At 54.1% G+C, this 24747-nt stretch carries 23 protein-coding genes; 11 read left to right on the forward strand and 12 right to left on the reverse strand.

Annotated elements, in window-relative coordinates; genetic code table 11:
• The first annotated feature begins 73 nt into the window (after positions 1-73).
• Both rlmN and IGQ15_RS11795 read left to right on the forward strand, forming a co-directional pair.
• Positions 74-1087 (forward strand): 23S rRNA (adenine(2503)-C(2))-methyltransferase RlmN, encoded by a 1014-nt coding sequence (rlmN, locus tag IGQ15_RS11790; RefSeq protein WP_297052090.1) that lies wholly within the window; start codon positions 74-76, stop codon positions 1085-1087.
• A gap of 53 nt (positions 1088-1140) precedes the next feature.
• The gene (locus IGQ15_RS11795) at positions 1141-3015 is read left to right on the forward strand and encodes an NYN domain-containing protein (protein WP_297052093.1); all 1875 of its coding nucleotides are present in this window, start codon (positions 1141-1143) and stop codon (positions 3013-3015) included.
• Here the strand turns inward: IGQ15_RS11795 and IGQ15_RS11800 are convergent.
• On the reverse strand, positions 3012-3740 hold the full coding sequence (locus IGQ15_RS11800) for a response regulator transcription factor (RefSeq protein ID WP_297052096.1): 729 nt from the start codon (positions 3738-3740) through the stop codon (positions 3012-3014). The genes IGQ15_RS11795 and IGQ15_RS11800 overlap by 4 nt on opposite strands.
• A 474-nt stretch (positions 3741-4214) precedes the next feature.
• Between IGQ15_RS11800 and IGQ15_RS11805 the strand changes: the two genes are divergently transcribed.
• Together IGQ15_RS11805 and IGQ15_RS11810 are read left to right on the forward strand one after the other, a co-directional pair.
• The gene (locus IGQ15_RS11805) at positions 4215-5882 is read left to right on the forward strand and encodes a DUF3370 domain-containing protein (protein WP_297052098.1); all 1668 of its coding nucleotides are present in this window, start codon (positions 4215-4217) and stop codon (positions 5880-5882) included.
• 11 nt (positions 5883-5893) lie between these two features.
• Positions 5894-6673, forward strand: a complete 780-nt coding sequence (locus IGQ15_RS11810; RefSeq protein ID WP_297052101.1) for a metallophosphoesterase family protein — start codon at positions 5894-5896, stop codon at positions 6671-6673.
• On the opposite strand, the gene lspA is transcribed toward IGQ15_RS11810, so the two are convergent.
• Together lspA and IGQ15_RS11820 are read right to left on the reverse strand one after the other, a co-directional pair.
• Entirely contained in the window at positions 6630-7106 is a 477-nt protein-coding gene (lspA, locus tag IGQ15_RS11815; protein ID WP_297052104.1) for a signal peptidase II, read from the reverse strand. The two genes, IGQ15_RS11810 and lspA, sit on opposite strands and share 44 nt — an antisense overlap.
• Positions 7103-8182: an Mrp/NBP35 family ATP-binding protein gene (locus tag IGQ15_RS11820; protein ID WP_149820305.1), complete on the reverse strand. Its 1080-nt coding sequence runs from the start codon at positions 8180-8182 to the stop codon at positions 7103-7105. Before IGQ15_RS11820 ends, lspA begins: the two co-directional genes overlap by 4 nt.
• Before the next feature lie 178 nt (positions 8183-8360).
• Here IGQ15_RS11820 and guaA point away from each other — a divergent pair, with 178 nt between their 5' ends.
• Positions 8361-9968, forward strand: a complete 1608-nt coding sequence (guaA, locus tag IGQ15_RS11825; protein ID WP_297052108.1) for a glutamine-hydrolyzing GMP synthase — start codon at positions 8361-8363, stop codon at positions 9966-9968.
• A complete protein-coding gene (locus tag IGQ15_RS11830) occupies positions 9925-11907 on the forward strand; it encodes a hypothetical protein (protein ID WP_297052111.1) in 1983 nt (660 codons plus the stop codon). Before guaA ends, IGQ15_RS11830 begins: the two co-directional genes overlap by 44 nt.
• A 19-nt stretch (positions 11908-11926) precedes the next feature.
• On the opposite strand, the gene dnaB is transcribed toward IGQ15_RS11830, so the two are convergent.
• From dnaB to IGQ15_RS11850, 4 genes are all read right to left on the reverse strand, one after another.
• Positions 11927-13276, reverse strand: a complete 1350-nt coding sequence (dnaB, locus tag IGQ15_RS11835) for a replicative DNA helicase (protein WP_297052114.1) — start codon at positions 13274-13276, stop codon at positions 11927-11929.
• Between the two features lie 14 nt (positions 13277-13290).
• Positions 13291-13749, reverse strand: a complete 459-nt coding sequence (gene rplI / locus IGQ15_RS11840; protein ID WP_297052116.1) for a 50S ribosomal protein L9 — start codon at positions 13747-13749, stop codon at positions 13291-13293.
• A 196-nt stretch (positions 13750-13945) separates the two neighbouring features.
• Positions 13946-14071 carry a photosystem I reaction center subunit IX gene (psaJ, locus tag IGQ15_RS11845; RefSeq protein WP_011058244.1) on the reverse strand — a complete coding sequence of 42 codons (126 nt, stop codon included), beginning with the start codon at positions 14069-14071 and terminating at the stop codon, positions 13946-13948.
• A 37-nt stretch (positions 14072-14108) separates the two neighbouring features.
• Positions 14109-14603, reverse strand: a complete 495-nt coding sequence (locus tag IGQ15_RS11850) for a Photosystem I reaction center subunit III (RefSeq protein ID WP_297052120.1) — start codon at positions 14601-14603, stop codon at positions 14109-14111.
• Positions 14604-14950: 347 nt separating this feature from the next.
• Between IGQ15_RS11850 and IGQ15_RS11855 the strand changes: the two genes are divergently transcribed.
• The 5 genes from IGQ15_RS11855 to IGQ15_RS11875 all read left to right on the forward strand — a co-directional run bounded on the left by IGQ15_RS11855 (position 14951) and on the right by IGQ15_RS11875 (position 20482).
• Positions 14951-16120 (forward strand): adenylate/guanylate cyclase domain-containing protein, encoded by a 1170-nt coding sequence (locus tag IGQ15_RS11855; RefSeq protein ID WP_297052123.1) that lies wholly within the window; start codon positions 14951-14953, stop codon positions 16118-16120.
• Between the two features lie 237 nt (positions 16121-16357).
• Positions 16358-16762 (forward strand): photosystem II complex extrinsic protein PsbU, encoded by a 405-nt coding sequence (gene psbU, locus IGQ15_RS11860; protein WP_297052125.1) that lies wholly within the window; start codon positions 16358-16360, stop codon positions 16760-16762.
• Positions 16763-16793: 31 nt separating this feature from the next.
• A complete protein-coding gene (nadB, locus tag IGQ15_RS11865) occupies positions 16794-18434 on the forward strand; it encodes an L-aspartate oxidase (protein WP_297052128.1) in 1641 nt (546 codons plus the stop codon).
• Between the two features lie 41 nt (positions 18435-18475).
• A complete protein-coding gene (locus IGQ15_RS11870) occupies positions 18476-19684 on the forward strand; it encodes an MlaD family protein (protein ID WP_297052130.1) in 1209 nt (402 codons plus the stop codon).
• A gap of 264 nt (positions 19685-19948) precedes the next feature.
• Positions 19949-20482 carry a tetratricopeptide repeat protein gene (locus IGQ15_RS11875; RefSeq protein WP_297052132.1) on the forward strand — a complete coding sequence of 178 codons (534 nt, stop codon included), beginning with the start codon at positions 19949-19951 and terminating at the stop codon, positions 20480-20482.
• A gap of 120 nt (positions 20483-20602) precedes the next feature.
• Here the strand turns inward: IGQ15_RS11875 and IGQ15_RS11880 are convergent, their stop codons facing one another.
• The 5 genes from IGQ15_RS11880 to IGQ15_RS11900 all read right to left on the reverse strand — a co-directional run bounded on the left by IGQ15_RS11880 (position 20603) and on the right by IGQ15_RS11900 (position 24710).
• Entirely contained in the window at positions 20603-20719 is a 117-nt protein-coding gene (locus IGQ15_RS11880) for a photosystem I reaction center subunit VIII (RefSeq protein WP_011058237.1), read from the reverse strand.
• Between the two features lie 51 nt (positions 20720-20770).
• Complete coding sequence (locus tag IGQ15_RS11885) at positions 20771-21235, reverse strand: photosystem I reaction center protein subunit XI (protein WP_297052134.1); 465 nt, start codon at positions 21233-21235, stop codon at positions 20771-20773.
• Between the two features lie 162 nt (positions 21236-21397).
• Positions 21398-22570, reverse strand: coding sequence for a molybdopterin-synthase adenylyltransferase MoeB (moeB, locus tag IGQ15_RS11890; RefSeq protein WP_297052136.1), 1173 nt, complete (start codon positions 22568-22570; stop codon positions 21398-21400).
• Between the two features lie 70 nt (positions 22571-22640).
• A complete protein-coding gene (locus IGQ15_RS11895) occupies positions 22641-23996 on the reverse strand; it encodes a DUF3370 domain-containing protein (protein WP_363315863.1) in 1356 nt (451 codons plus the stop codon).
• Between the two features lie 6 nt (positions 23997-24002).
• Complete coding sequence (locus tag IGQ15_RS11900; protein ID WP_297052141.1) at positions 24003-24710, reverse strand: SIMPL domain-containing protein; 708 nt, start codon at positions 24708-24710, stop codon at positions 24003-24005.
• Positions 24711-24747 lie beyond the last annotated feature (37 nt).

Raw genomic sequence — 24747 nt, forward strand, 5'->3', positions numbered from 1 at the left:
GTCGCAAGGATGCAACCCCAGGTCAGGTTAACAGTTTGTTATGATCAAAGGGCAGTTCAATCGGTCTAAGACTATGGTACTGCTGGGACAATCCGCAGCAGAACTGAAAGCATGGGTAGAAGCCCAAGGGCAGCCCGGCTATCGGGGACAACAACTCCATCAGTGGCTCTATCAAAAGGGGGTGCGATCGCTCCAAGAGATTACAGTCTTTCCCAAGCAGTGGCGTGACGCTCTCGCTGAGGTAGAAATTGGCCGCTCCCAAATTCGCTATCGCCATGATGCTCAAGATGGCACAGTGAAGCTCCTCTTGACCTTAGCCGATGGAGAAACTATTGAAACCGTGGGCATTCCCAGTGGCGATCGCCTGACGGTGTGTGTGTCTTCCCAAGTGGGTTGTCCAATGGCCTGTGATTTTTGTGCCACGGGCAAAGGGGGCTATCGCCGCAATCTGGCTAGCCATGAAATCATCGATCAGGTGCTCACCATCCAGAGTGAAATGGAGCGCCGCGTCAGCCATGTGGTGTTTATGGGCATGGGGGAACCCCTGCTGAACCTAAAGGCCGTCCTACAAGCTGTCACCTCTCTCAACCGCGACATTGGTATTGGTCAGCGGCACATCACCATTTCCACCGTGGGCATTCCCCAGCAAATTCAGCGACTGGCACAGTACCAATTGCAAACCACCCTTGCGGTCAGCCTCCATGCCCCCAACCAAGTCCTACGGGCGCAGCTCATTCCCAGTGCCAAGCACTATCCCCTCAGCCAGTTAATTGCCGATTGTCGTGCCTATGTGCAGCAAACGGGGCGCCGTGTCACCTTTGAATATACGGTTCTAGCCGAAGTTAACGATCGCCCCCAGCACGCCGAGGAGCTAGCGCAGCTATTGCGGGGCTTCCAGAGCCATGTCAACCTGATTCCCTACAATCCCATTACTGAGGCCGCCTATCAACGTCCCACCGAGCAGCGTCTGCGGCAATTTCTCAGCCAACTGCAAGCCCTAGGGGTTACTGCCAGCATTCGGCGATCGCGGGGCCTGGATCGGCAAGCCGCCTGTGGTCAACTGCGCCAAGCCCAACTCAGTGCCTAAACATTTTTTGCTATCATAATTTCTTAATTCGTGTAATTCCTATCACATTTTGAATGAAGCCAGAGCTTTGGTTCATTGCTCCCGTCAGCGCGATCGCTCTTGGTGGTATTGCCACACTGATTCAACCCCAACAACCCTTAGCGACCCTTTTAGGGAGTGGCATCGGCGCCCTTGCGGGTGCGCCCCTCATTGAAAAGAACCAACGCCGTAGCGATCGCCTGCTTCGAGACATTCACACCTTCCTCTGCTCCTCCCCAGAGACCACGGAACTCAAAGCACTTCTCCTGCGAGAACTGGAGCAACAACGCCGACAACTCGCTGACTTTGAACAGCAACTGCACCAAGCACTTCCTGAAGCCCTGGGCCCGATGCGTAAGGAGATAGCCCAGACCCTGGAAACCCTCAAGGACAATCTAAGGGACGCTGACACGGCGACGGCGCAGCAACTTGAACCGCTCATTGAAGCCATTCATGCCCAGAGCACCGCTCTGCAAACCATTCAGACACTCCTGCAAAGACCCCAATCCCCAGCAAGTGCCCTAAAAACCGCTGTCCTCTACGACATTGAAAACTTAGTCTTTAACCAAGGACAGCGACTAGATCCGGCCAGAGTCAATGAGCTTGTATCCCTCGACAAGATCCTTGAATCAATTCAAGACACCATTGATCTGGGGGAAATTGCCATCAAGCGTGCCTATGGGAACTGGCAAAATCAAATTCTCCAAGCCCTCAATGCTCAACTGGAGCGATCGCAAATCGAACGGGTAGGCGTTTATGGTCGCAATCGTGATCAGCGGAATGCAGCGGATATTCAACTTGCCCTTGACGCCATTGCCCTCATCTACGAGTATCCCGACATTAATACCTTTGTGCTCATCTCCGGGGATGGTGGCTTTGGCTCGATTGCCCTACGTCTGCGGGACTACGGTAAAACGGTGATTGGCTGTGCCTACCGTAACGCCGCCAGTGATAGCTTTCAGCGGGTGTGCCACCAATTTATCTTCCTTGAGAATCCCTTCATTCATTCCGCCCCCGCCACCAATGGCAGAAACGGTACGCCTCCCCCGCGTCAACCCAATCCAGCCAATACGACGAGTCGGGCTTCACCCTCATTGTCTTCTTACTTACCCGTTGAGCCGCTGAACTATGCTCAGATTCCCGTGGCTACTATTCCCCAACGGGAAACGGAAAAGCTCCTGGAACTTTTGGCCTACTATACAAGCGATCCGACAAAGCGTCAGGAATTAGCCAAGGGAATTATTTTTGATACCGTCTTTTTGGATATGAAATCGGTACTCCCCCAACTGGAGCCATTACGGTTTGGTTTCTTCAAACCCTCAGAGTGGGTAGCTTACCTAACAGAGCAGCATCAGTTACCTATTTGCGTTGCAGTGAATAGTCGATTGCGCAAAGCCATTCTCTGCTGGCGCGACAAGCTACCCGAGGACTGTAGAGTCCGTACCCATGAGCCCCAGAGTATCCACACCGTCTCGATTTATCGCGCGATTTTTGCCCATGAAGTGGCAGGAGATTCCCTGCTAACCGATGTGGGACGCTGGTTAATGGCTCATCGCCCCCGCAATATGGCCTCGAGAGAAATTACCAACGCCATTTATGAGCAAATTCGCAAGCAGGAGCAGCTGATTAGTAAGCCGGGAATCAATCGGGCGATCGCCAACTATGTCAAAGCGGGTATTCTGACGCGCACACTACACCCTAGTGGTGACACCCTTACCCTCAACCCTGCCATCAAGGACTTTGCCACTTTGGTGATCGAGCTACAAACCCGCTTTCGCCAAGCCGTGGAAGAGCGCCTCAGCAAAATTGGCGAGACCATCAATGAGCAGGTCTTTGCCCAAGCAGTTCCCCTCAAGCCGCTGCAACTACCCACCCAGAGTCCAGAGAAGGCATCGGAATCCCAAGCCTAGGACGCATTGGGGGGTTCAATATGACTCGGCAGCTCTAAGCAGTACCCAGCGCCATAGACCGTCTTGATGTAGCGAGGACTGCGGGGATCGGGTTCTAGTTTTGTCCGCAGGTGACGCACATGGACGCGAATGGTTTCAATATCATCATCGGGGTCATAACCCCAGACTTCCTTGAGAATTTCACTGGGGGAAACGGTTTGGCCGTGGCGTTGCAGCAGACAGTGCAGCAGTTCAAATTCAAGGCGCGTCAGCTTAATAATTTTGCCAAACCAAGAGACCTCAAATCGTTCGGGCACCAGTGTCAATGGGCCATAGCTGAGGATTTCGCGGTGTCCTGCGGTTGCCGGAATGCGATCGGCCCGTCGCAAAAGAGCACGTACCCGTGCCAGCATTTCCTCCAATTCAAAAGGCTTAGTGAGATAGTCATCGGCACCGGCATTAAACCCCTCCACCTTGTTGTGGGTTTGGCTTAGAGCCGTCAGCATCAAAATCGGAATATCTTGGGTACGCGGATCGCGCCGCAGGCGTTGGCAAATGGTGAAGCCATCCACTTGGGGCAACATCAGGTCAAGGAGAATCAGATCGGGAGAGAGTTGCACGGCGAGGGCTTGCCCTTGCATCCCATCTAAAGACTTTGTGACCTCGTAGCCCGCCATTTGCAGGTTAATTGCCAAAACATCAGCGATCGCAGGGTCATCGTCAATGATTAAGATGCGGGGCTTCATAAGATGGACGGTACTCAATCCTCAGGGGCGGCGAACTACCGCTTCTGAGAGAATTATAAACATCGCTGCAAAAACCTTAAGAGTTTGTTGAGTTTCTTTAGATTTTCTCAATATTTGACGCCAATCTAGGGGTACAGACCAATATGGGGTACATCCAGCAGATCAGAGGCTATCCTGCATCAACTTGTCCAGTGTTGAGCGTGTTCAGTCGATGGAACACTTAACGAGCTAGAATTGGCCTAGGCCACTTTCTAATCAGCACTTGGTGCAGTCTGAAACCCAGTTCTAGGCTGGCATTGCGCAGAGCAAGCTAAACTGGGAGTACGTTCATGCCGCGAGCTTTATGCGGTCTTCAGCGGATTTTCTACAAACCTAGGCTATACTTTGGGAATGCAACTTTTGGGCAGAAACGATAATCCTGTCCTCGCTTTTGCGAACTGCTCACTCAATGTAATGCTGTGGTTTGGATCGAATATGCTTGCTCCCATTCTTGTGGCACAAGCCGCTCTAGCAACTCCACCCCAACATTCATCTACCGTTGTACAGGAATATTCGCCTCGCTCGAATGTTGTTGTTCAGGCCAATGCGGTACCCATCAACGTCCCACCTCCTGAAGTCCCTTCCTCGCCCGCTGCAACGGCCTACGTCACACCCACCAATTTCGCCTATTTTCCCCAAGACATTCGTCCCCTTCCCGGCCAATTAGATGATGTGCCGGTCTTTAACAGCAATAGTCCAGAGATGGTGCGCTCTGAGGGGATTCTCCTCTCGACCTTTCCACCCCACGGGAAATGGCAACCGACGGCTCACCTCAACTATCCCCTAGAGGGACGCTTTGATGTCTTTGCCCACCACATTACCCAATCCAATCGGGCGGTGAGTACGCCAACCCTCTATTTGGGACTGCTGGCCTATAACCCAACGGATCGCTATGTTACGGTGAGATTTCATCAAGCCGCTAGTTTTTTAAGTACGCCAGATGCTCCCTTCCGCAATTTGCCCGCCATACTCGATAACCCCACGGGCTTTGTTTTTTCAGGGCCTGGGAGTCGAGTCACCAACCAAGTGCTGCGGGGGGTACGGCAGACGTTCTTTCCCTCACAGGTGACTATTCCCCCTCGCGAAGCACGGATGCTGGCGAATTTGCCGCTGCCGTTGCCCACTCAATTTCCCAATGCGGTACTCAATCGTGTCCGCGCCGAGTTTATGCTCAATGCCGATGGTGGCGTCGGCCCCAAGTTACCCCTAATTCCGGATACGAATCCCTTTGGTGAGGTCTCCTCCTCCAATGGTCGCTCAACCCTGATGTATTTAGAAAGCAATGGGCCGATTTACTTAGCCCAAATGTCAATGTTTGCCCGCATGAACGAGCAGGGCACCGAACGGGCACCCACCCTAGGGGAATGGTGGACAATGCTCCATCGCGGTCAACTGGTGACCCCTCGTGATATTCCACCCACTCCCCCCAATGGTGACCAGTTTGGTCGCTTCTTTTATGGCCGTGTGGCCGGTGTCAGTCAAGGCTCTCGCTGGCAAGCCACGCTCACCGATGACCAAACCGATGGACAGGCTTTAACGATTCCGCCACCGGGGCGAGCCATCTCCTATGGCATTAGTACGCTCCACCGAGGCACCCTTGGCACCGGTCAAATTCAAAGTGCCCCCATGGTGGTACGCTATCCAGACACCGCCTACTACGCCCACGGCAATTATGGTGTTCACTATAGTTTGACCTTGCCTTTGGTCAACAATACCCGCCGGTTTCAGTCGGTGGTGCTAACACTGCAAACCCCTGTCAAGCAAGATCACCGCAGTGTCGTCCTCCAATTTCTGGAACCCCCTGCCCCCCAAGTGTTTTTCCGGGGAACGGTGCGTGTTCGTTTTACGGATGATTTAGGACAGATGCAAGAGCGCTATGTCCATTTGGTACAGCGGCGGGGTCAGCGGGGAGAACCGTTAGTAACATTAAATATGCGTCCAGGCGAAAAACGGGATGTTACTGTGGATTTACTCTACCCGCCTGATGCCACCCCACCCCAAGTGCTAACAGTCGCGACGTTACTTGGCCCCAGCTATGAAAACACCACTCAAGTGCCAGCCGCTGCCAATTCTTTGTCCCTCACACCCGTAACGACACCCTAGGAGTGACCACAGTGGGCGATCGCGGAGCGGGTCCAAAGGACAATCGCCTTGTTCTCATTGGGGATGTCCACGGCCACTATGAAGGCCTGTGCCGTTTACTGGATCTCATCTCACCTCGGGTGGGCGATCGCCTGTACTTCCTTGGTGACCTCGTGGATCGAGGATCGAGTAGCGCCTCCGTTGTAGAATTAGTGCGCCAGTGTGGCTATGGCGCTGTGCGGGGCAACCACGAAGACATGATGCTCCTCACCTTCGAGGGCAAACAAATCAATGCTGCGCGGCTCTTTGTCTGGTGCAATAGTGGTGGCGATCAAACCCTTGCTAGTTACACTTCTACTGACTTGCTTCGGGAACACCTCGACTGGCTGCACACAGTTCCCCTCTATCAAGATTTAGGGGATGTGTTTGTTGTCCATGCGGGTCTTAATCCCTATCTTTCCTTAGAACAGCAAGGCAGCCAAGAGTGCTGCTGGATCCGCGAACAGTTTTTATGCCACCCCAAGCCCTATTTTGCGGATAAAACAATTGTGGTGGGTCACACGCTTACATTTACGTTTCCCGGTGTGGAAGCCGGGAAAATTGTGCGCGGGGCTGCCTGGTTAGGGATTGAAACGGGTGCCTACCATCGCCGCAGTGGTTGGTTAACAGCCCTCGACTGGACCAATCAATGGGTCTATCAAGTGAACGTGCTCTACGGTGGTACCCGCCAAGGGGAACTGACTCAGTTTTTGACTGATTTAGGATTAGCTAGCGCTGGCGCCACGCCGACCACAAAAGACAGACAATGCTGATATTGATGGCAATGTCCGCCACATTAAAGACGGGAAATTGAATCAAGCGAAAATCCAAAAAGTCCACCACCTCGCCCGTGAGAAAGCGATCAATGCCATTGCCCAAGGCGCCACCCAGTAAACAGCCATAGCCCACCTGCTGCCAGCGATCTAATCTCGGACCTAGCACCGCCCAAGTGATCAGACCGAAGCTAACGATGAGAGACAGCCAGCGCAACCAGACACTGCCATTGGCAAAGAGGCTAAAGGCTGCCCCAGTATTCGTAACGTAGGTAATGTGAAAGACACCGGGGATAATGGGCGTTGTTTGCGGCGGCACTGTTAGCGCATAGGTGGCCACAATCCATGCTTTGGTCAGGCGATCGCTCATTAAGGCGAGGCCAGCTGCCCACCAAAAAAGGGGATTCTTGATCTTGAACCGCTTACTATTCATCCCACAGGGCTCAGGGCAGCCACTGAGACCCGTGCCGCCACCTGTTGGGCGATCGCCCGTAGGGCTTGAGCCGAAGCAGACTGCGGATCCGCAATCAGAATCGGTTGACCCAAATCTCCCCCTTCCCGCACGGGCAATTCCAAGGGCACCTGTCCTAAAAGGGGTACACCCATTTCCGCCGCCAAAGCTTCGCCACCGCCACTGCCAAAAATGTCATAGCGACGATTGGGCAAATCAGGGGGAATAAAGTAGCTCATGTTTTCCACTAGCCCGAGGACAGTGACCCCCAACTGCTGAAACATCCGCAATCCTCGCCGTGCATCCCCAAGGGCAACGGGTTGGGGCGTTGTGACGATTACCACACCTGCCATTGGTACCGCTTGCGCCAGTGTGAGTTGAGCATCCCCAGTGCCAGGGGGTAAATCCACAATCAGATAGTCCAGTGCGCCCCAGTCACTTTGGTAGAGAAATTGGCGAATAATGCCATTGAGCATGGGACCGCGCCAAATGACCGGCTGATCGCGATCAATCAGGAAGGCCATGGAGACTACTTTCAAGCCGTGAGCCACCGGGGGTAACAGGACATCGCCTCTCGCTTCCTTGCGCACTTCGACAATGGCATCCTCTAGCCCCAGCATCGTGGGAACATTCGGCCCATAGATATCCGCATCAATAATGCCAACGGCAGCCCCCGCTTGGGCAAGGGCAAGGGCTAAATTCACCGCAACGGTACTTTTGCCGACCCCCCCTTTACCACTGGAGACGGCAATAATGTTCTTGACCCCGGCTACATCGGTGCGATCCGGCAGACTCTTTTGCTGGGGCGTTTCGGCGGTAACCGCCACTTGCACATCCATCACCCCCGGCAGGGTAAAGACGGCCTTCTTGCAATCCTCGACAATGAATTCCCGGAGGGGGCAAGCTGGCGTTGTCAGCACCAGTGTAAAGCGAACCGTGCCATCCTCAATGGCGACATCGCGGATCATATTCAACTCCACCAGTGATCGCCGTAACTCGGGATCTTCCACAGGGCGGAGAACGGCCAACACAGACTCGACAGTAAGGGGGGCACTCATGCAGGTGATTCGTTACATTCGCTACTTAGATAGCGATCGTACCACTGTTGGGCAGATTCCCCCGCCAGCCACAGCAGCGATACAGCCAAGACCGCTCTCAGACAGGATTGCATCACTTTCAGAAAAGGGGGGTATTCTGGAAAGTATGAGCTATTTGGGATTCAGAAGGATTGCAACGTTGACTCACTCCACCCTCCACCAACCCGCCACAGCTGCCGACCAAGGCCTACAACGCCAACTTATTGTCATTCTCGATTTTGGGTCACAATACTCCGAACTCATTGCCCGCCGCATTCGTGAGACCCAAGTCTATTCCGAGGTCATTTCCTACCGCACCACTGCTGAGCAACTTGCCCAATTGGCACCTAAGGGCATTATTCTCTCCGGTGGCCCCAACTCTGTCTATGACGAGAATGCTCCCCACTGTGATCCAGAAATTTGGAACCTCGGGATTCCCATCCTTGGCGTGTGTTATGGCATGCAACTGATGGTGCAACAGTTGGGGGGAACTGTGGAGCGAGCGATCGCTGGCGAGTATGGCAAGGCGGCACTCTTTATTGATGACCCCACGGATCTGCTCACTAATGTGGAGCAGGAAACGATTATGTGGATGAGTCATGGCGATAGCGTCACCGAGTTGCCCGCCGGTTTTCGGGTCTTGGCGCATACCCACAATACGCCAATGGCGGCGATCGCCCATCCAGAGCGGAAACTCTATGGCGTTCAGTTCCACCCAGAGGTGGTGCATTCCGTGGGCGGCATTGCCCTGATCCGCAACTTTGTCTATCACATTTGCGATTGCGAACCCACTTGGACAACTGCTGCCTTTGTCGAAGAAGCGATCCGTGAAGTGCGTGCCAAAGTGGGGGACAAACGGGTCCTCCTTGCCCTATCGGGGGGAGTGGATTCCTCGACGCTAGCCTTTTTGCTCCACCGCGCCATTGGCGATCAGCTCACCTGTATGTTCATTGACCAAGGGTTCATGCGCAAAGGGGAACCCGAGCGACTCCTCAAGCTCTTTCAGGAGCAGTTTCACATCAAGGTGGAGTATGTCAATGCCCGCGATCGCTTCCTTGCCCAACTGGTGGGCGTCACCGACCCCGAAGAAAAGCGCAAACGCATTGGCCATGAATTTATCCGCGTTTTTGAGGAAGAGTCGCAGCGGCTAGGGCCTTTTGACTATCTCGCTCAGGGCACGCTGTATCCCGATGTCATTGAATCGGCGAATACCAACATTGATCCCCAAACCGGCGAGCGCGTAGCGGTAAAAATCAAGAGCCACCACAATGTAGGCGGTCTGCCGGAGAACCTGCGCTTTAAGCTGGTGGAACCCCTGCGCAAGCTCTTTAAGGATGAAGTGCGCCAAGTGGGGCGATCGCTCGGTCTGCCCGAAGAAATTGTGCGGCGGCATCCCTTTCCCGGTCCCGGTTTAGCGATTCGGATTCTGGGGGAAGTGACTCCGGAACGCCTAGAGATTCTGCGGGATGCAGATCTGATTGTGCGGCAGGAAATTAACCGCGCTGAGATGTACCACGACTTTTGGCAAGCCTTTGCGGTGTTGCTGCCGATTCGCACTGTGGGGGTCATGGGGGATCAGCGGACCTATGCCTATCCAGTGGTGCTGCGGTTTGTCACCAGTGAAGATGGAATGACCGCCGACTGGGCACGGGTGCCCTACGATCTCCTCGAGCGCATTTCCAACCGCATTGTCAATGAAGTCCCGGGGGTGAATCGGGTCGTGTATGACATTACCTCCAAGCCACCGGGAACCATTGAGTGGGAATAAATTTGCCAGCAAGGGGCGCGATCGGTTTAACTGGGAAAGAGAGTGGTGTGAGGGATGTGGCATGAATGGCAAATGGACGCTGGCCCTTGGCTTCAGTGCAGGTGTGTGGCTACCCCTCGCGGCAACGGCGCAATCTAGCCCACCCCAATGGCAAATTGAGGCTCAGCCAACAACGAACCGAACCTTTGAAGTGGCACCAGCGGCGGAAGCACCGCCCCAATGGCAAGCCGTTCCCGAACCCAGTGGCGATCGCCCTTGGCAGCCAGCAACCCCCGAAGAACTGGCGCGACCCATTTTACCCTCCGTGGCTGAGCAGGCACCGACGCCGGTCATTGCCGAAGAACCCCAGTATCGCCTTCCTCCCCTGATGCGTCCGCCCACCCGTCTCTTTAACTTGGAGACCGCCAATATCCTGCCGGAGCAAACCCTTGAACTACGGGTGGGAATCCGCAACTATGATCCCCAAGTGGCTGGGGGCGGCAGCGGTCTGCAAATTTTCTATGGCTCCATTGACTATGCGATCAATCATCGCTTGCAAGTCAGCTTTAGTGGCAATTACTACGGCGATCCCTTGGGACGCTTGGTGAAGGGGGGACAACCTAACCTGCTGTTTACAGCGATCGCTACCGGTCTCAAATATCAAATGCATCGCGGCAAGCATCTATCTGTGGCCGTGGCTGGCTCCCTAGAAGGGCTAGAGGTGGAATCGGACAATTTCCTCTTTGTGCCCGGTGCTGCGCCAGCAAATACGTGGACAGTTGCCGCCTCATTGCAAGCGCCGATTACCTATTCTTTTAATCCTCAGTTGCAGTGGCACTTTACGCCAAGCCTCACCTACTTTCCCGACACAGTGAACAAGGGAGGGGACTTTTACGGCACGAACTTCAACTTTGGCACGGGCATCAGTTGGCAGGCCCATCCTCGCTTTAACCTGTTTGCCGATATCAATATGCCCGTAGGTCCGGGGGGCAATGCCGTGCGCAGTAGCGATGGCGCGATCGTCAACCTGCCGGTGTGGAGCGCCGGTGTGCGTTTCCTCGTGAACCCTTCAGTGAGTATTGATTTGGCAGCCACCAATGCCTTTGGGATCACTCCTGCAACCCGCACCTTGGCTTTTTTACCCGGGGCCGATCAAGTGGGTGTCATGGCGGGATTAAGCTATACCCCCAAGATGGGGCCTGATTTTGCGCCACCCTTTTTGCCCAGTTTTCGCAGTGGGCCTCGGCAACCGCTTACGGATCGCGATCGCCAGCTTTTGCTCAATGGCCTCACCCTTACCTCCCCCAGCACCTTTGATCCGGGGATGCTGCACCTGCGGGGCAATAGCGGCACCACAGGAACTGGTTTTCAGGTGGGCTTTGGTCTTGCCTACGATGCCCAATTTGCCATTGCGATTGAACAGTGGGAACGCGGCGAAACCCTCATCGAAAACGCCAACTACAGCGGTAACTTGCAGTTTGGGCTAGCAGCTAAGTTGCGTTTCCTCGATCAGGCTCAAGGGGATCCCTTTTCTTTGGCCTTTCAAGGCTCATTTAATCGTGGCATTAAGGAGGGGGGAGGTCGCAGTCGTTCCCTAGGCGGCTTGGAACTGGCCTTTATGTATGAGCCAACTAAGAATGTGGCACTGCTGCTGAATCCCAAGTTGGGGATTTTTACTCCCGCTCAAAACGTAGTGGGTGGTGTCGGGGTCGGCCTCAATGTTGAGGTAGTCCGCAACCTCCAATTTATTGCGGAAGCCACTCCTGTTTTTGGCCAAACGGGGATCTATAGTGCTGGCTTGCGTTACGTCGTGCCCCAGTGGGGGCTAGGCATTGATCTCTATGGCTCAACGGCAGTTGGTAGCAGTATTCCCAATGCGGGTCTTGCCGGTCAGAGGTCACCAGGGGTGGGCGTCAACCTCCATTGGCTATTTGGCGGATCGCGGCCGCAAGCGGATTAGAAAAATTCTCCCCACTCGACTAATCACGGGCAAGGTTTTCAAAGCGAGTGTATTGGGGGTCAAAGAGGAGCTTGACGGTGCCCACCGGTCCGTTGCGGTGTTTGGCAATCAGGAGTTCGCAAATGCCGCGATCAGGGGTATCGGGGTTGTAATATTCATCGCGGTACAGCAGGATCACCAAGTCGGCATCCTGTTCAATGGAGCCGGATTCGCGCAAATCAGACATCAGGGGGCGTTTATTTTGCCGCGATTCGACACTGCGGCTGAGTTGGGAGAGGGCAATGACAGGGACATTGAGTTCCCGCGCCAGTCCCTTGAGGGAGCGGGTAATTTTCGAAAGTTCCTGCACCCGACCTTCTGTGGTTTCTTCACCGCCCATTAGTTGCAGATAGTCAATCAAAATGAGGCCGAGGCCGTTGGGATGCTCGGCATGAAGGCGACGGGCAGTGGAGCGAATCTCGCCAAGGGTGGGATTGGGAGTGTCGTCAATATAAATAGGCAGTTGGGAGAGAATACCGATCGCCCGACTTAGGGGTTCCCACTGGTGTTGACTAATGCGCCCCGCCCGTAAATAGTTGCTGTCGATGCGGGCTTCGCTGGCGAGGAGACGTTGCACCAGTTGCTCCTTGGACATCTCAAGGCTGTAGATCGCCACCCCCAAATTGTGAATTTCGGCAATGCGACGGGCAATTTGCAGGGCAATCGCTGTCTTGCCCATTGAAGGACGACCGGCAATAATAATCAAGTCCGATCGCTGGAAGCCTTGGGTCATGTTGTCCAGATCATAGAAATTGCAGGATAGACCCGGCTGAATATTGCCGATCACCCGCTGTTCCAATTCCTTAAACGTGCGCTCAAGAATTTCACCGGTGCGGGTCAACCCCTGCTGAATCCGATCCTGCGTCACACTAAAGATCTGCTGCTCGGCCTGATCCAAGATCTCATTCAATGAGAGGCTGCTATCGTAGCCCAGCTTCACCACATGGGTACCGGCTTCAATCAGCTTACGGCGCAGGTATTTTTCCTTGACCAAGAGGGCGTAGCGATCAATATTAATCGCGCTCACTGTGCGCTCCACCAGTTCCGCCAGCTTGGTGTGCCCCCCAACTCGCTCTAATAGCCCCTGATCCTGTAGCCAAGCGGTAACGCACAGCAGATCCGTGGGGCTGCTGCGACTGTGGAGAGAAACTGCCGCCCGATAGATCTCGCGGTGGGCACTGAGGTAAAAGGCCTCAACTGGCAAAATATCCACCACACGGTTGATGGCTTCCGGGTCTAAGAGAATACCCCCCAAGACCCACTCTTCCGCTTCGAGGTTCTGGGGGGGAATCAGTTGGCTATCGGGCTGAAAACTTGGCTCCTGAACCATCAAGGAGGCTAGCCCTAATCGGCAACGACTTGGATATTGAGTTTGACACTCACTTCGGGGTGGAGCTTGATTTCAGCCGTGTAGGTGCCCAATTTGCGAATCTCAGGCAGAATCATTTCACGGCGATCAATGGTTTCGCCGGTAATTGCTTGGATGGCATCGGCCACATCTTGGGGTGTAACGCTGCCAAAGAGCATATCTTTTTCGCCCACGGGCATCGAGATTGTAATGGTGGCCAGTTTTTCAAGGGTGGCTTTTTGTTTTTCAGCAACGCCCTTGAGTTCGGCGAGCCGCTGCCGTTCTTTTTCTTGGAGCCGCTCTACGCGGCGCAGGGCATTGGGGGTTGCTGGCTCGGCAATCCCTCTTGGAAATAGGTAATTACGGGCATAGCCGGGGGCGACTTCAACGACTTGACCCATTCGCCCGAGTTTATTGACAGTTTCATTCAAGACAACTTGCAGCCGCTTTGCCATGGGGATCCTCTTTCATTAATTGGATGGGTTGACAGCAAGCGTCAGCGCTAGTGGCTACGTCTGCTATTTTAGGACAAATAACCATTCTATAGCCTCTGGGGAGCAAACACTTACGGTGCGCGATCGATCGCGACAAAAAAAGGGCAGAACGCTGTTCCACCCTTGTACCGAGTTTGTTCCAAAGTTAAGGGTTCACCTAGAGGGGATGGAAGAGCAAGTCGGGGTAGAAGCGATTAAACTCAATCAAAATCCCAGCGGTAATCGTCATCCAAATGGCGGCCAACACGGGCGCGGTGGAAAGATAGGTCAAAAAGTGTTTCATGGTACGTCGTCCCTATGACAATCAACGAACAGTGAAGCTAGCGAGGGGAAACAGTAATTTCGTTATCCTTGGCGGTGAGTTCGCCCGATGCCAGCTCTTTGAGGGCAGCCACTGGCCAAGCAAACCCCGTGAGCATGCATTTGATGGCAAGGGGCACATCAATAATGATTTCTTTTTCGTTGGCTTCACCGCTATCGCGCACCGCAATCAAGTAGGCGCGGCCCACCCAGCCAATCCAGCCGGCAATGTACAGGAAGAGCACACTGGGAATGAGAAAATCACCGGCACGGCTGAGGCGACCATCCACCACGAGGTGGGGCAAACCCTCTTGGCCGCACAGGGCTTGGCTGTAGCGCTCAAACCGTTTTTGACCGGAGGCGGGATCAGCGGTGGTATTGACAGCAGCGGCAGCGCGTTTTTGAAAGGCAGGAGAATCTTTGCAGGGGACGAGTCCTGCCACATCAGCGGAGGCTAGAGGGGTAAAACCTAGCCACAGGGTCAAGACAAGGAGTAGGGCTAACAATCGACGCATGGAGTGTTGTCCTCAAATGCAGACAGGTCAAAGTGCATTCACGGAGAGAGCAATCCCTCCCAAAGCTGCCATCATTTTAGCGGATGGGCTTCAACCCAACCCTAGGGGAAAGGTTAATAATTTTTACGAGGGCAAATAGTGGCTAATGCTTCCTCTGGTGATCGCTCTATGGTTGATTGGTGCTACCCCACAGACTGTATCTATTGAGCCAGACAAAACTCCTTTGCTAGACTAGATCTGCTGCTGGACTTCACTTTGAAACATCTACACGTCGGTGGCGCTGGGGGGAGAGCTGACCCACGGTGATTTCTCAACTATGAAAAGTGTTTCTCCTATTTTGCCCCCCCATGGATACTGACCTGACGTTTAACTTGCCCGACCAAAAGATCCTCGAGACCTTACCTCCCCAACAATTAGTGGCGATTATTTTGCGTCAGCAGCAAATGATTAATCAACTGCGCCATACCCTCTCGCAGATTCCCCGCCCCCCTGAGGTTGTTCACCCTGAGCCCCCACCCCCCTCAGAACCCCATCTAGCACTGGTGAGTGAGGACACGGTTTGTTATTTTCCCTTGACGGGGGGAAACTGCTGGACAATTGGCCGCAGTGAAGACAATTCCATTGTGCTCAGCGATCGCTGGATGTCACGGAACCATGCCATGATTCAGCGCATGGGACAGGGGGAGTTTTATCTAATTGATCTCGGCAGTCGCAATGGTACGTTCGTCAATGGTCGCCGCGTTAGTATTCCCGTTGCCCTGCACAATGGCGATCGCATTACCTTTGGCCAAACGGAACTGGACTTTTTTAACGAACCCTTTGCCCCCCTATTTGCCGAAAATGCCACTCTGTCTTTGCCCCAATCTGAAGGCTCCGCCACGGCACTGCTCCATGTCCGCCGCCTGCTGACGGTTCTGGTTGTGGATATTCGTGACTTTACCAAGCTAACCCGGCAACTCGAAGAGGAGCTACTGTCGGAGCTAATTGGCACGTGGTTTCATCGGGCGGGTGAGATTATCCGTCAATACGGCAGTTGGGTCGATAAGTACATTGGCGATGCGGTCATGGCGGTTTGGATCCACGAAAGCGAGGAGATTGGCTATCAAGAAATTTGCCACACCCTCTCTGCCTTAGAGGATCTACGGCTGATGACGGGAGAATTGCACCAGCAATATCCCTTGCCATGGCCACTGCGCATTGGTTCTGGCTTGAATACAGGCTATGCAATGGTGGGTAATACGGGGAGTGGCGATCGCCCCGACTATACTGCTCTGGGAGATACCGTTAATGCCGCCTTTCGTCTTGAGAGTGCCACCAAAACCATTGCCGCTGATCTGGCCATGGGGGCAACCACCTACCACTACCTTGTGCAGTCTTGTCCAACCGTTGTCCCCTTTCGACCGCAAGTGCTGAACCTCAAGGGCTATGATGTCCCTGTACCCGCCTACGTGGGGAGCTTTGAGGACCTCCATAGGTTCCTTGCCCAAGCCATCAAAGGTAGGGATACCCTGCACTAAACACCTGAAAAAAGGGATTAAGGGACGGCCTCCCTCTGATATTATTGAATCACCTGTAGGGGGCAGCCTAGACATCCGTCTATTGTGGGCGTGATGCTTCAGTTTCCTCTGTCACCCTGCTGGCGATCGGCTACCGCCGCCTGCGCTCGCTGTGCGATGTGGTCAGTTCTTTGCTTTGACTCTTAATGAACCGCTGTTTTTTGTAATGACCTGTGAGATTTGGGAGGTAAAGGAATTATGCAACGTTTGGGCCGCTGGCTAGCACTGGCTTACTTCGTGGGCGTTAGCCTGTTGGGCTGGATCAACTGGAGTGCCCCAACCTTGGCGGCAACTGCATCCACTGAGGAAGAACTGGTCAATGTGGTAGATGAGAAACTCGGCACTGCCTATGGTGAAAAAATTGATCTCAACAATACCAACATTGCCGCCTTTATTCAATACCGGGGTCTATACCCAACCCTAGCTAAATTAATCGTTAAAAATGCTCCCTACCAATCCGTTGAAGATGTCCTGAACATTCCCGGTCTGACGGAGCGGCAAAAGCAAATTCTGCGGGAAAACTTGGATCACTTTACAGTGACCGAGGTGGAAACGGCTCTCGTTGAGGGTGGCGATCGCTATAATAATGGGCTATACAAATAACTACCCTTATTAGATCAATTTTGGGTTAGCGTTGACTCCCGCAACTTCTGGATTTGATGTCTTAATCATTGGCAGTGGTGCTGCGGGTCTCAGTGCTGCCCTTGCCCTTCCTTCTAGCTATCGCATTGGCCTGATTACCAAAACTGATCTCCAGCAATCTGCCAGTGGCTGGGCACAAGGCGGTATGGCTGCGGCCATTGACCCGACGGATTCGCCCTTACTGCATGCCCAAGATACCCTTACGGCGGGGGCCGGCCTCTGCGATCCAGTGAGTGTCCAGTTTTTGGTTGAGCAGGCAGCGGCACAGGTAGAGCGGCTGTTGGCGATGGGTGTGGCCTTTGATCGCGTGGGCGATCGCCCGGCTCTGACCCTTGAAGCCGCCCATTGTCGCCCTCGGGTACTTCATGCCGCTGACACCACAGGTCAAGCCCTGATTACGACACTGCTCAAGCAGGTCACTGCTGCACCCCATATCACGCTTCTGCCCAATAGCTTTGTCTTTGATCTATGGCTAGAGTCGGGGCGATGCTGTGGGGTGTGTCTGTTGCGTCAGGGACAGCTTCAATGGCTGCGCTCCGGTGCCGTCGTTCTCGCCACGGGGGGCGGCGGTCAAGTTTTTGCCCAAACCACGAATCCCTCCTTAAGCACTGGCGATGGTGTGGCAATGGCATGGCGGGCAGGAGCACACATTCGGGATGTCGAGTTTTTCCAGTTTCATCCCACCGCTCTCGCCGTTGAAGGAGCACCGCGATTTCTCATCAGTGAAGCAGTGCGCGGTGAAGGAGCGCATCTCATAGACCACACAGGGCATCGCTTTGTGGCAGACTACCATCCTGCTGGCGAGCTTGCACCACGGGATATTGTTAGTCGTGCCATTTATCGTCACCTTCAGCAGAGCCATGCCCCCCATGTCTGGCTGGACTTACGACCGATTCCCCGCGATCGCCTGCACTACCGTTTTCCGAAAATCATTGCTGTCTGTCGGCAGTGGCGCATTGACGTTGAGCAGCAACCCATTCCCGTGTCCCCGGCAGCCCATTACTGGATGGGGGGAGTCGTCACCGATTTACAGGCCAAAACCACGCTTCCCGGCCTCTATGCCGTTGGCGAAGTTGCCAGTACTGGTGTCCACGGTGCCAATCGCCTTGCTAGTAACTCCCTTTTGGAATGCTTTGTCTTTTCAGCTCAACTCGCACATCTGCACCCTCAGCCCCTTCCCTTGGTGGTGTCCCCTGTTGGTCAGCAAACCCTTGAAATTGAGCCAGTGAGCTTTCGGCAGTGGCGCCAAGATCTGCGGGAACTCCTGTGGCAAAGTGCTGGAATTTGTCGCGATGCTCCCACGCTGATGGCCGCTCTTTCCCAAGTGAAGGAATGGCGCCAAGAATTGCTGGCTCATCCGATCGCGATCGCTTTTGGCCAACTAGAGCCCAATCACTGCTATACCCTCAGCAATGCAGCCGCCCAAACGATCCTTTGGGAATGGGGTGAGCTACGCAATCTTTTGGACATTGCCTACTTGATTCTCAAAAGTGCCCTCTTTCGGGAGGAAAGCCGGGGGGGGCACTACCGCCAAGACTACCCCCAACCCGATCCCAATTGGCAAATGCACACCCTAATTTGGGGAGAGCACTGGCAAAAAGCGGCGATTCAAGGCATCCAGAGTAAACTATAGTTGCTATAGATTCCAAAAATTTTTTGCGGTGATCTATCCCTATGATGCAGTCACGGCGTGTGCAGGAAAGTTTGGTGGGTCTGGTGATCCTTGCGGGCTTAGCCACATTGGGGGTCAGCCTACTCTGGTTGCGGGGCAACCTTGCCGGTGCCAATAGCTACACCCTTGAGGTGGAATTGGATACCGCACCCGGCTTAGCAGTGGGGACACAGGTGCGCTATCGTGGCGTCCAAGTGGGACGAGTCACGGCCATTGGTTTTGATGCCAATGGTGTCCTAGTGGGTGTGCGCATCAACAATGTATTAATTCCGCGTAGTGCTGTACCGGAGATTCGCCAGTCGGGCTTTATTGGTCAGGCCTTTTTGGACTTTACCCCCAAGGAGCGGGTACCGCAGATTCCCGAGGGCGTCACTGCCTTTGCTCCCAAGTGCCAACCAGACTTGATTTACTGCAATGGCGATCGCGTGACTGGGGTACGCACTGCCAGCTTAGAGGATTTGGTGCGAGCGGCCGCTCGTTTTACCACTGCCCTTGAGGAATCGGGGATTATCAACAACGCCAATACCCTTATTTTGGGCGCAATCCGCACTGTCAACCGTGCTGACCAATCGTTGACGAAGGTGACCACTGCCCTCGATAGCTTCAACGCCCTCAGTAATGAAGCCCGTGCTGAACTACGGAACTTTGGCACGGCCTCGCAAGCAGTGACCCGTGCGGCCAACCAGATCAGTGAACTGGTTGAGGTCAACCGCAACACAATTAACTCCGCCTTGCGCAACATTGACAGTGCTGCCCGAGATCTGAGAACCACACTCAAAGCACTCCGCCCCTTGACAACTCAACTGGAGCAGGGGGAATTGCTGGCCAATTTGGATGCCCTCATTAAAAATGGTGCCGAAGCAGCGGCCAATCTCAATAAAGTCTCTGGAACACTGAGCAGTCCTATCATTATGCTGTCGATCGCCCAAACCCTAGATGCAGCACGGGCAACATTTATCAATGCCCAAAAACTTACGAATGACTTGCTCAAACTCACGGGCGATGAATCCTTCCAGTCTGATTTGCGGCGCCTCATTAAAGTCCTCAGCCGTCTACTGGCTTCGAGTGAGGAGCTTGAGCAACAGTTCTTGGCACTCCATGCCACTTCCCTAGGAGAAACTCAGCCACCCTCCCCCAACCCTGCCCCCAGTCCAAGTGTGGCTGCAACGCCCCCCAAAGAGGAAGAAGCTGCCGTGACGAGTGCTCCCTAGGCTGGCCAGTGGTTGAGCGAGCAGTTTCTGTTCGACCCATAGGGGTAAAGTGCCCTGCAATACGTCCGAACCTAGGCCAACCCGTTCTTTCGCTGGGAGTAAGGGGAGGATTGCCGCGGACCACAAGTGGATTCATAGTCGGTGGCTTAAATTGCGAGATTTCTGGGGTTAAGCGGGTCGCCTCTGTTTATCATAGACCTAAGGAATAAGTGCATAGAGCCTAAATTTTAGAATGATCGGTTGTTACTGGGGATACGACTCACCATGGAGAATGCCTTACCTGCGGTTTATCTGAGTGTGTTAATTATCCTACTCGGCGTCTCAGCTTGGTTTGTGGTCAAACAAATCCTTAAAACCCGTCGCATTGAGTCTAGCTTGGTACGCCTCCAACGGAAACTCAAGCAGGAACCGGGCACGACTCAGGAATACTTTGAGCTAGGCAGCATCTACCTCACCAAGAAGCTCGCCAGTCAAGCGATTCCCCTGTTTCAAAAGGCTCTGAAGGCGGCTGAAAACGAAGGCGAAACCTACCTTGCTCCCATCTACAACGCCCTTGGCTATGCCTACTTCATGCAGGAGCAGTATGACTTGGCGATTCGCCAGTACAAAGAAGCCCTGAAACATCAACCGGCGTATGTGACGGCGGCCAACAACCTCGGTCACGCCTATGAAAAGAAAAATTTACCCCAGCCAGCCCTTGAGGCCTATCAGCATACGCTGAAATACGACCCCAACAACGCGATCGCCCAACGGCGGGTGAATTCTCTAAAAAAACGACTGAGTGGCGCGGCGGCTTGAGAACCCCTCAGGCAACCCCAAAACTAGCCAGCAACAAAAAAACTGGCTAGGACGTTCCCCAACCAGTTCTTAATTCACTGTGTATTTAGCTGTATTTAGCTGGATAAGCTACCCCTCGGCTTAGGCTTCTCCTTCGATGTAAAGGAACAGCAGCCCCATCACCACTGTGGGCATCAGCCAGCACACCACGGGAATAAAAATCCAAGGCAAAAAGGATGCAGCATAAGATCCCATCATAGTCAGCGGTTCTCCTTCTGGATGATTAAAAGTTATAGGGTGACCAAGGCTTTAGTTAAACAAGCCCGTCATGATGCCATCGACAACAGAAAAGTTTTCGAGGAGGAAGAAGGCCACAAAGGCAGCCCCCATGGCACCCACAAAGAAGCCAGCCGTAAACTGACTCCAACCTTCACCGGTTTTCAGGGGATCGCTGCTGCCACCCTTTTGAAAACTGACTAGACCATAGGCTGCTAAGCAGGCCGTGGCAATCAAAATCAGGGCGATACCAGAAATCAAACCGCCCAAGTTGGCCACATCGGAGTCCCGCAGGGGACCGAGCTTGACCCAAGGACCAATGAGGAAGTAGCCGTGAGCCATGCCAATTTCAAGACCCCGCAGAATGGGGGAGAGGCCTTGACGATAGGCGGGGAGGTTACCAATAAAGGTCTTCACTAGGCCAGAGTCAGAAATGGGCGTTGACAAGTGCCCCACAAAGGGATCGCCATTGTATGGCTTAACCAGTTCTTCTGCCATGATTTTTATTTCCCTAGCATTCCGTCATGTCCGCGCACAGGCACAGACCTAAGTGGTTATTCTAGGCAAGGGCGGGCGATCGCGCGAGAGAGAGCGTTCATCTCTTCAAGAAAGTTCATGTATCGCAACATCCCCTTACGCCACCCCGCCCTCGAGTTGGGGTTAGTAGGTGGGCACGCTGGGATCGACTTCCTGACTCCAGGCGTTGATGCCGCCTTTGATGTTGATCCCCTCAATGCCAGCCTGTTTCAGGATGCCTAAGGCTTTGGCAGAGCGCCCCCCCATCTTGCAGTGCACCAAGAGGCGATGGCCATTCACCAGATTGCGGATTTTCTCCACACCAGGGCCATTTTCAATGTCCGATAGGGGAACGAGTACAGCGCCGGGAATCTTGGCAATTTCGTACTCGTTGGGGTTGCGCACATCCACCAGGACGTAATCTTGGGCGCCACTGTCCATGAGGGCTTTGAGTTCCTGCACGGTCATTTCGGGAATTTCTGCCATTTGTGCGGCCTCCTGTGCTTTGGCTTGGCGAATACCACAGAATTCTTCATAGTCAATGAGCCTATCAATGACTGGCCGTTCGGGGTTTGGGCGCAGCTTGAGTTCACGGAATTTCATCTCTAGGGCGTTGAAGAGCAAGAGGCGGCCACTGAGGGTTGTGCCTTTGCCCAGAATAATTTTAATCGTCTCCGTGGCTTGGATGACGCCAATAATGCCCGGCAGAATCCCAAGAACGCCCCCTTCCGCACAGGAGGGCACTAGACCCGGTGGCGGCGGTTCGGGATAGAGATCACGATAGTTGGGGCCGCCTTCATAGTTAAAGACCGTGGCTTGGCCCTCAAAGCGAAAGATGGAGCCATAGACATTGGGCTTATTCAGCAGCACACAGGCATCGTTCACCAAGTAGCGGGTGGGGAAGTTATCGGTGCCATCCACCACAATGTCGTAGTCCGCCATCACCTCAAGGGCATTGGCGGCGCTCAAGCGAGTTTCGTAGAGATCGACTTGGCAGTAGGGATTGATCTCAAGGATGCGGTGCTTCGCAGATTGAATTTTCGGCTTGCCCACCCAAGAGGTGCCGTGGATCACCTGCCGTTGCAAATTAGAGCTATCCACCACATCAAAATCTACAATGCCAAGGCGGCCAATACCCGCAGCGGCGAGATAGAGCAGCAGAGGTGATCCCAATCCACCGGTGCCAATGCAAAGCACGCTGGCAGCTTTGAGGCGTTTTTGACCCTCAACACCCACCTCCGGCAAAATCAGATGGCGGGAATAGCGTTCATAGTCGTCTTTCGTTAGTTCAATTGTAGAAAGGTCTGGATTTAGCATGGTAGCCCTTCATAAAAAATGCGGCTGATCTAACCCAATCAGCAAGGGTGAGGGGATTTTTTTATTTTACTTAGGGGCGCGACAGAGGATCTGCCAAGGTTTCAATTGTCAACACTTGGGGGGGTGTCGCATCCGGCGGATAGAGCATGGTGAACTGTACCCAGCGGATTTCTTGGGGTTGTAGCGTGAGCCGCACGAGATCGTCCCCCTGCTGGCCTTGGCGTTGGACAAGGTGAATGATCCGACTTTGGGGGGTGCCTTGATCATCGCGGAAGCGCAATCGGACACTGCCTCGGAAAAAGATGCGGTTGGGTGGCTCAGCAAAGAACCGTAAGCCACTGGCAGGGGCGTCGAACTTGATGGGGGTTTGGAGGGCAAGGCGCACGGTTTGGGGGCGATCGCTGGTGTTTTGTAGGGGTAGCACTAGATCATATTCAACGGCATAGTTACCATGGGCAGCATAGGCTGTATCGGGATAGCGCACCATGAGGGGAGCCGTCTGCACTTGTCCTGTGCCCAAGCGCCCCGCCACTAACGAACTTATGGGATAGGAGAAGGCGGTACCAGCGGCGGGAATCGGAATTGGTTGTTGTTGGGGATTGTGCCAGCGGGAGCCAAGGGCGACACCCGCCACTCGGCCATAGATAATGCTGCCCCCTTGATCGGGGGGTGTGGGGGCGCGATCGCGGGGGGTGACCAATTCCTCTGCCGTCAGTGTCTGCTGCCATTGCTCTGGGGTCGGCGGTTCATTGCCAAAGCGGGCTAAACTGGCAAGGTAGATGTTGCCACTACTGCGGGCACGAATCAGCAGCGAACGGCCATTGAGGGGTGGGTCGAGTCCCTTGACTGGAATCGGTAAATTGGCGATCAGGGCATAACTGTGCGGGGGAATCACAACTTGTGCGGGCCAGCCCGATTGCCGCCGTTGTCGCAAAATATCTAGCATGACGCGATCGCCCGGACCAGCAAAAACTTGGCCGAGATCATTGGCCTGCTGATGGGGCAGGGGACGAAAGGGCGCATCCGGCTGACTCAAGTAACTGGCGGCATGGATCAAATTCACCGTTACCGGTTGAGAACTGGGGTTGTAGGCGAGAATCCCTAGGTAGAGGGTCCTGAGATCCTGCGGGTCGAGGGGCTTGGCAATATGGTGGGCAAAAATATCAAAGCGATTGCGAAAGGCAAAGTTCAAGTGGGCATTGGGGGTTGCTTTGCCCTCTGGCGGAAATGTGGACAGGAGAATCCCTGATCGCTGCACCACCTCTGGGCTATTGCTATTAAACACAGGCACCTGATCAAGGGCACCCGGTAAAGGGAACACTTTTTGCGGTTTTTCAATCGTTGCCGGCGCCTGAGCCAGCACTGGGGAAATGACAACAAGCGCCGCACAGCTCGCCAACCACCCACGGAAATCAATCGCCATCACCGAGACCTAGTAGCTAATTTGCAGCGTTACATTCGCCTCTACCTGTAATTCCCCGGACACCACAGGCGTGTTATCGGCCATGGTTGCTGCGCGAACGGCAAGGGGTCTTGGGGGGAGTGCCGCTTGATTAATTTGAATGCTCACCACTTGGCGCGGTTGGAGATTGAGGGCGCTGAGCACCGCTTGGGCTTGACTTTGGGCATCTTGGGTTGCTCGCTGCAGGGCAGTGCGTTGGGCAGCGGCAATCGTCGCCCCTGGTGCTGTAAAGCTAATATTGTCAATCGTGGTTGCGCCAGCTTGGACAGCAGCATCAAGAAGTGGCCCCACGCGATCGCTGGCAATGCGGAAACTCACAGTGTTGCGCCCGATATAGCCCACCAGTATCCGTTGATTGTTAGTGTACTGATAATTTGGGCTGAGGCTCAGCCCCGTGGTTTGCAGTTGACTGACTTCCCGTGCCCGCAGAACCGCCAAAACGGCATTGGCTCGCCGCGCCACCTCTTGCTGTACCTCTTGAGCTGTGCGACCTTGAACCTCGACCCCAAGGTTGACTTGGGCAAGGGTTGCTGGAATGGCTTCTGTTCCTCGACCGGTGACCGTCAGGGTACGTTGGGCTTCTTGACTCACGGCGGGTCGCTCAGCAACCACCACAGATCCCCCGACAAGAAGAGTGGCAAGACCGAGGGTATAAAAAGGCGTTAACGGATGTTTCACAGCGGTATTCACCACAGCTAAGCAAAAAACTCATGAA

The organism is Thermosynechococcus sp. M98_K2018_005, from assembly GCF_015295825.1.
Lineage (GTDB): Bacteria > Cyanobacteriota > Cyanobacteriia > Thermosynechococcales > Thermosynechococcaceae > Thermosynechococcus.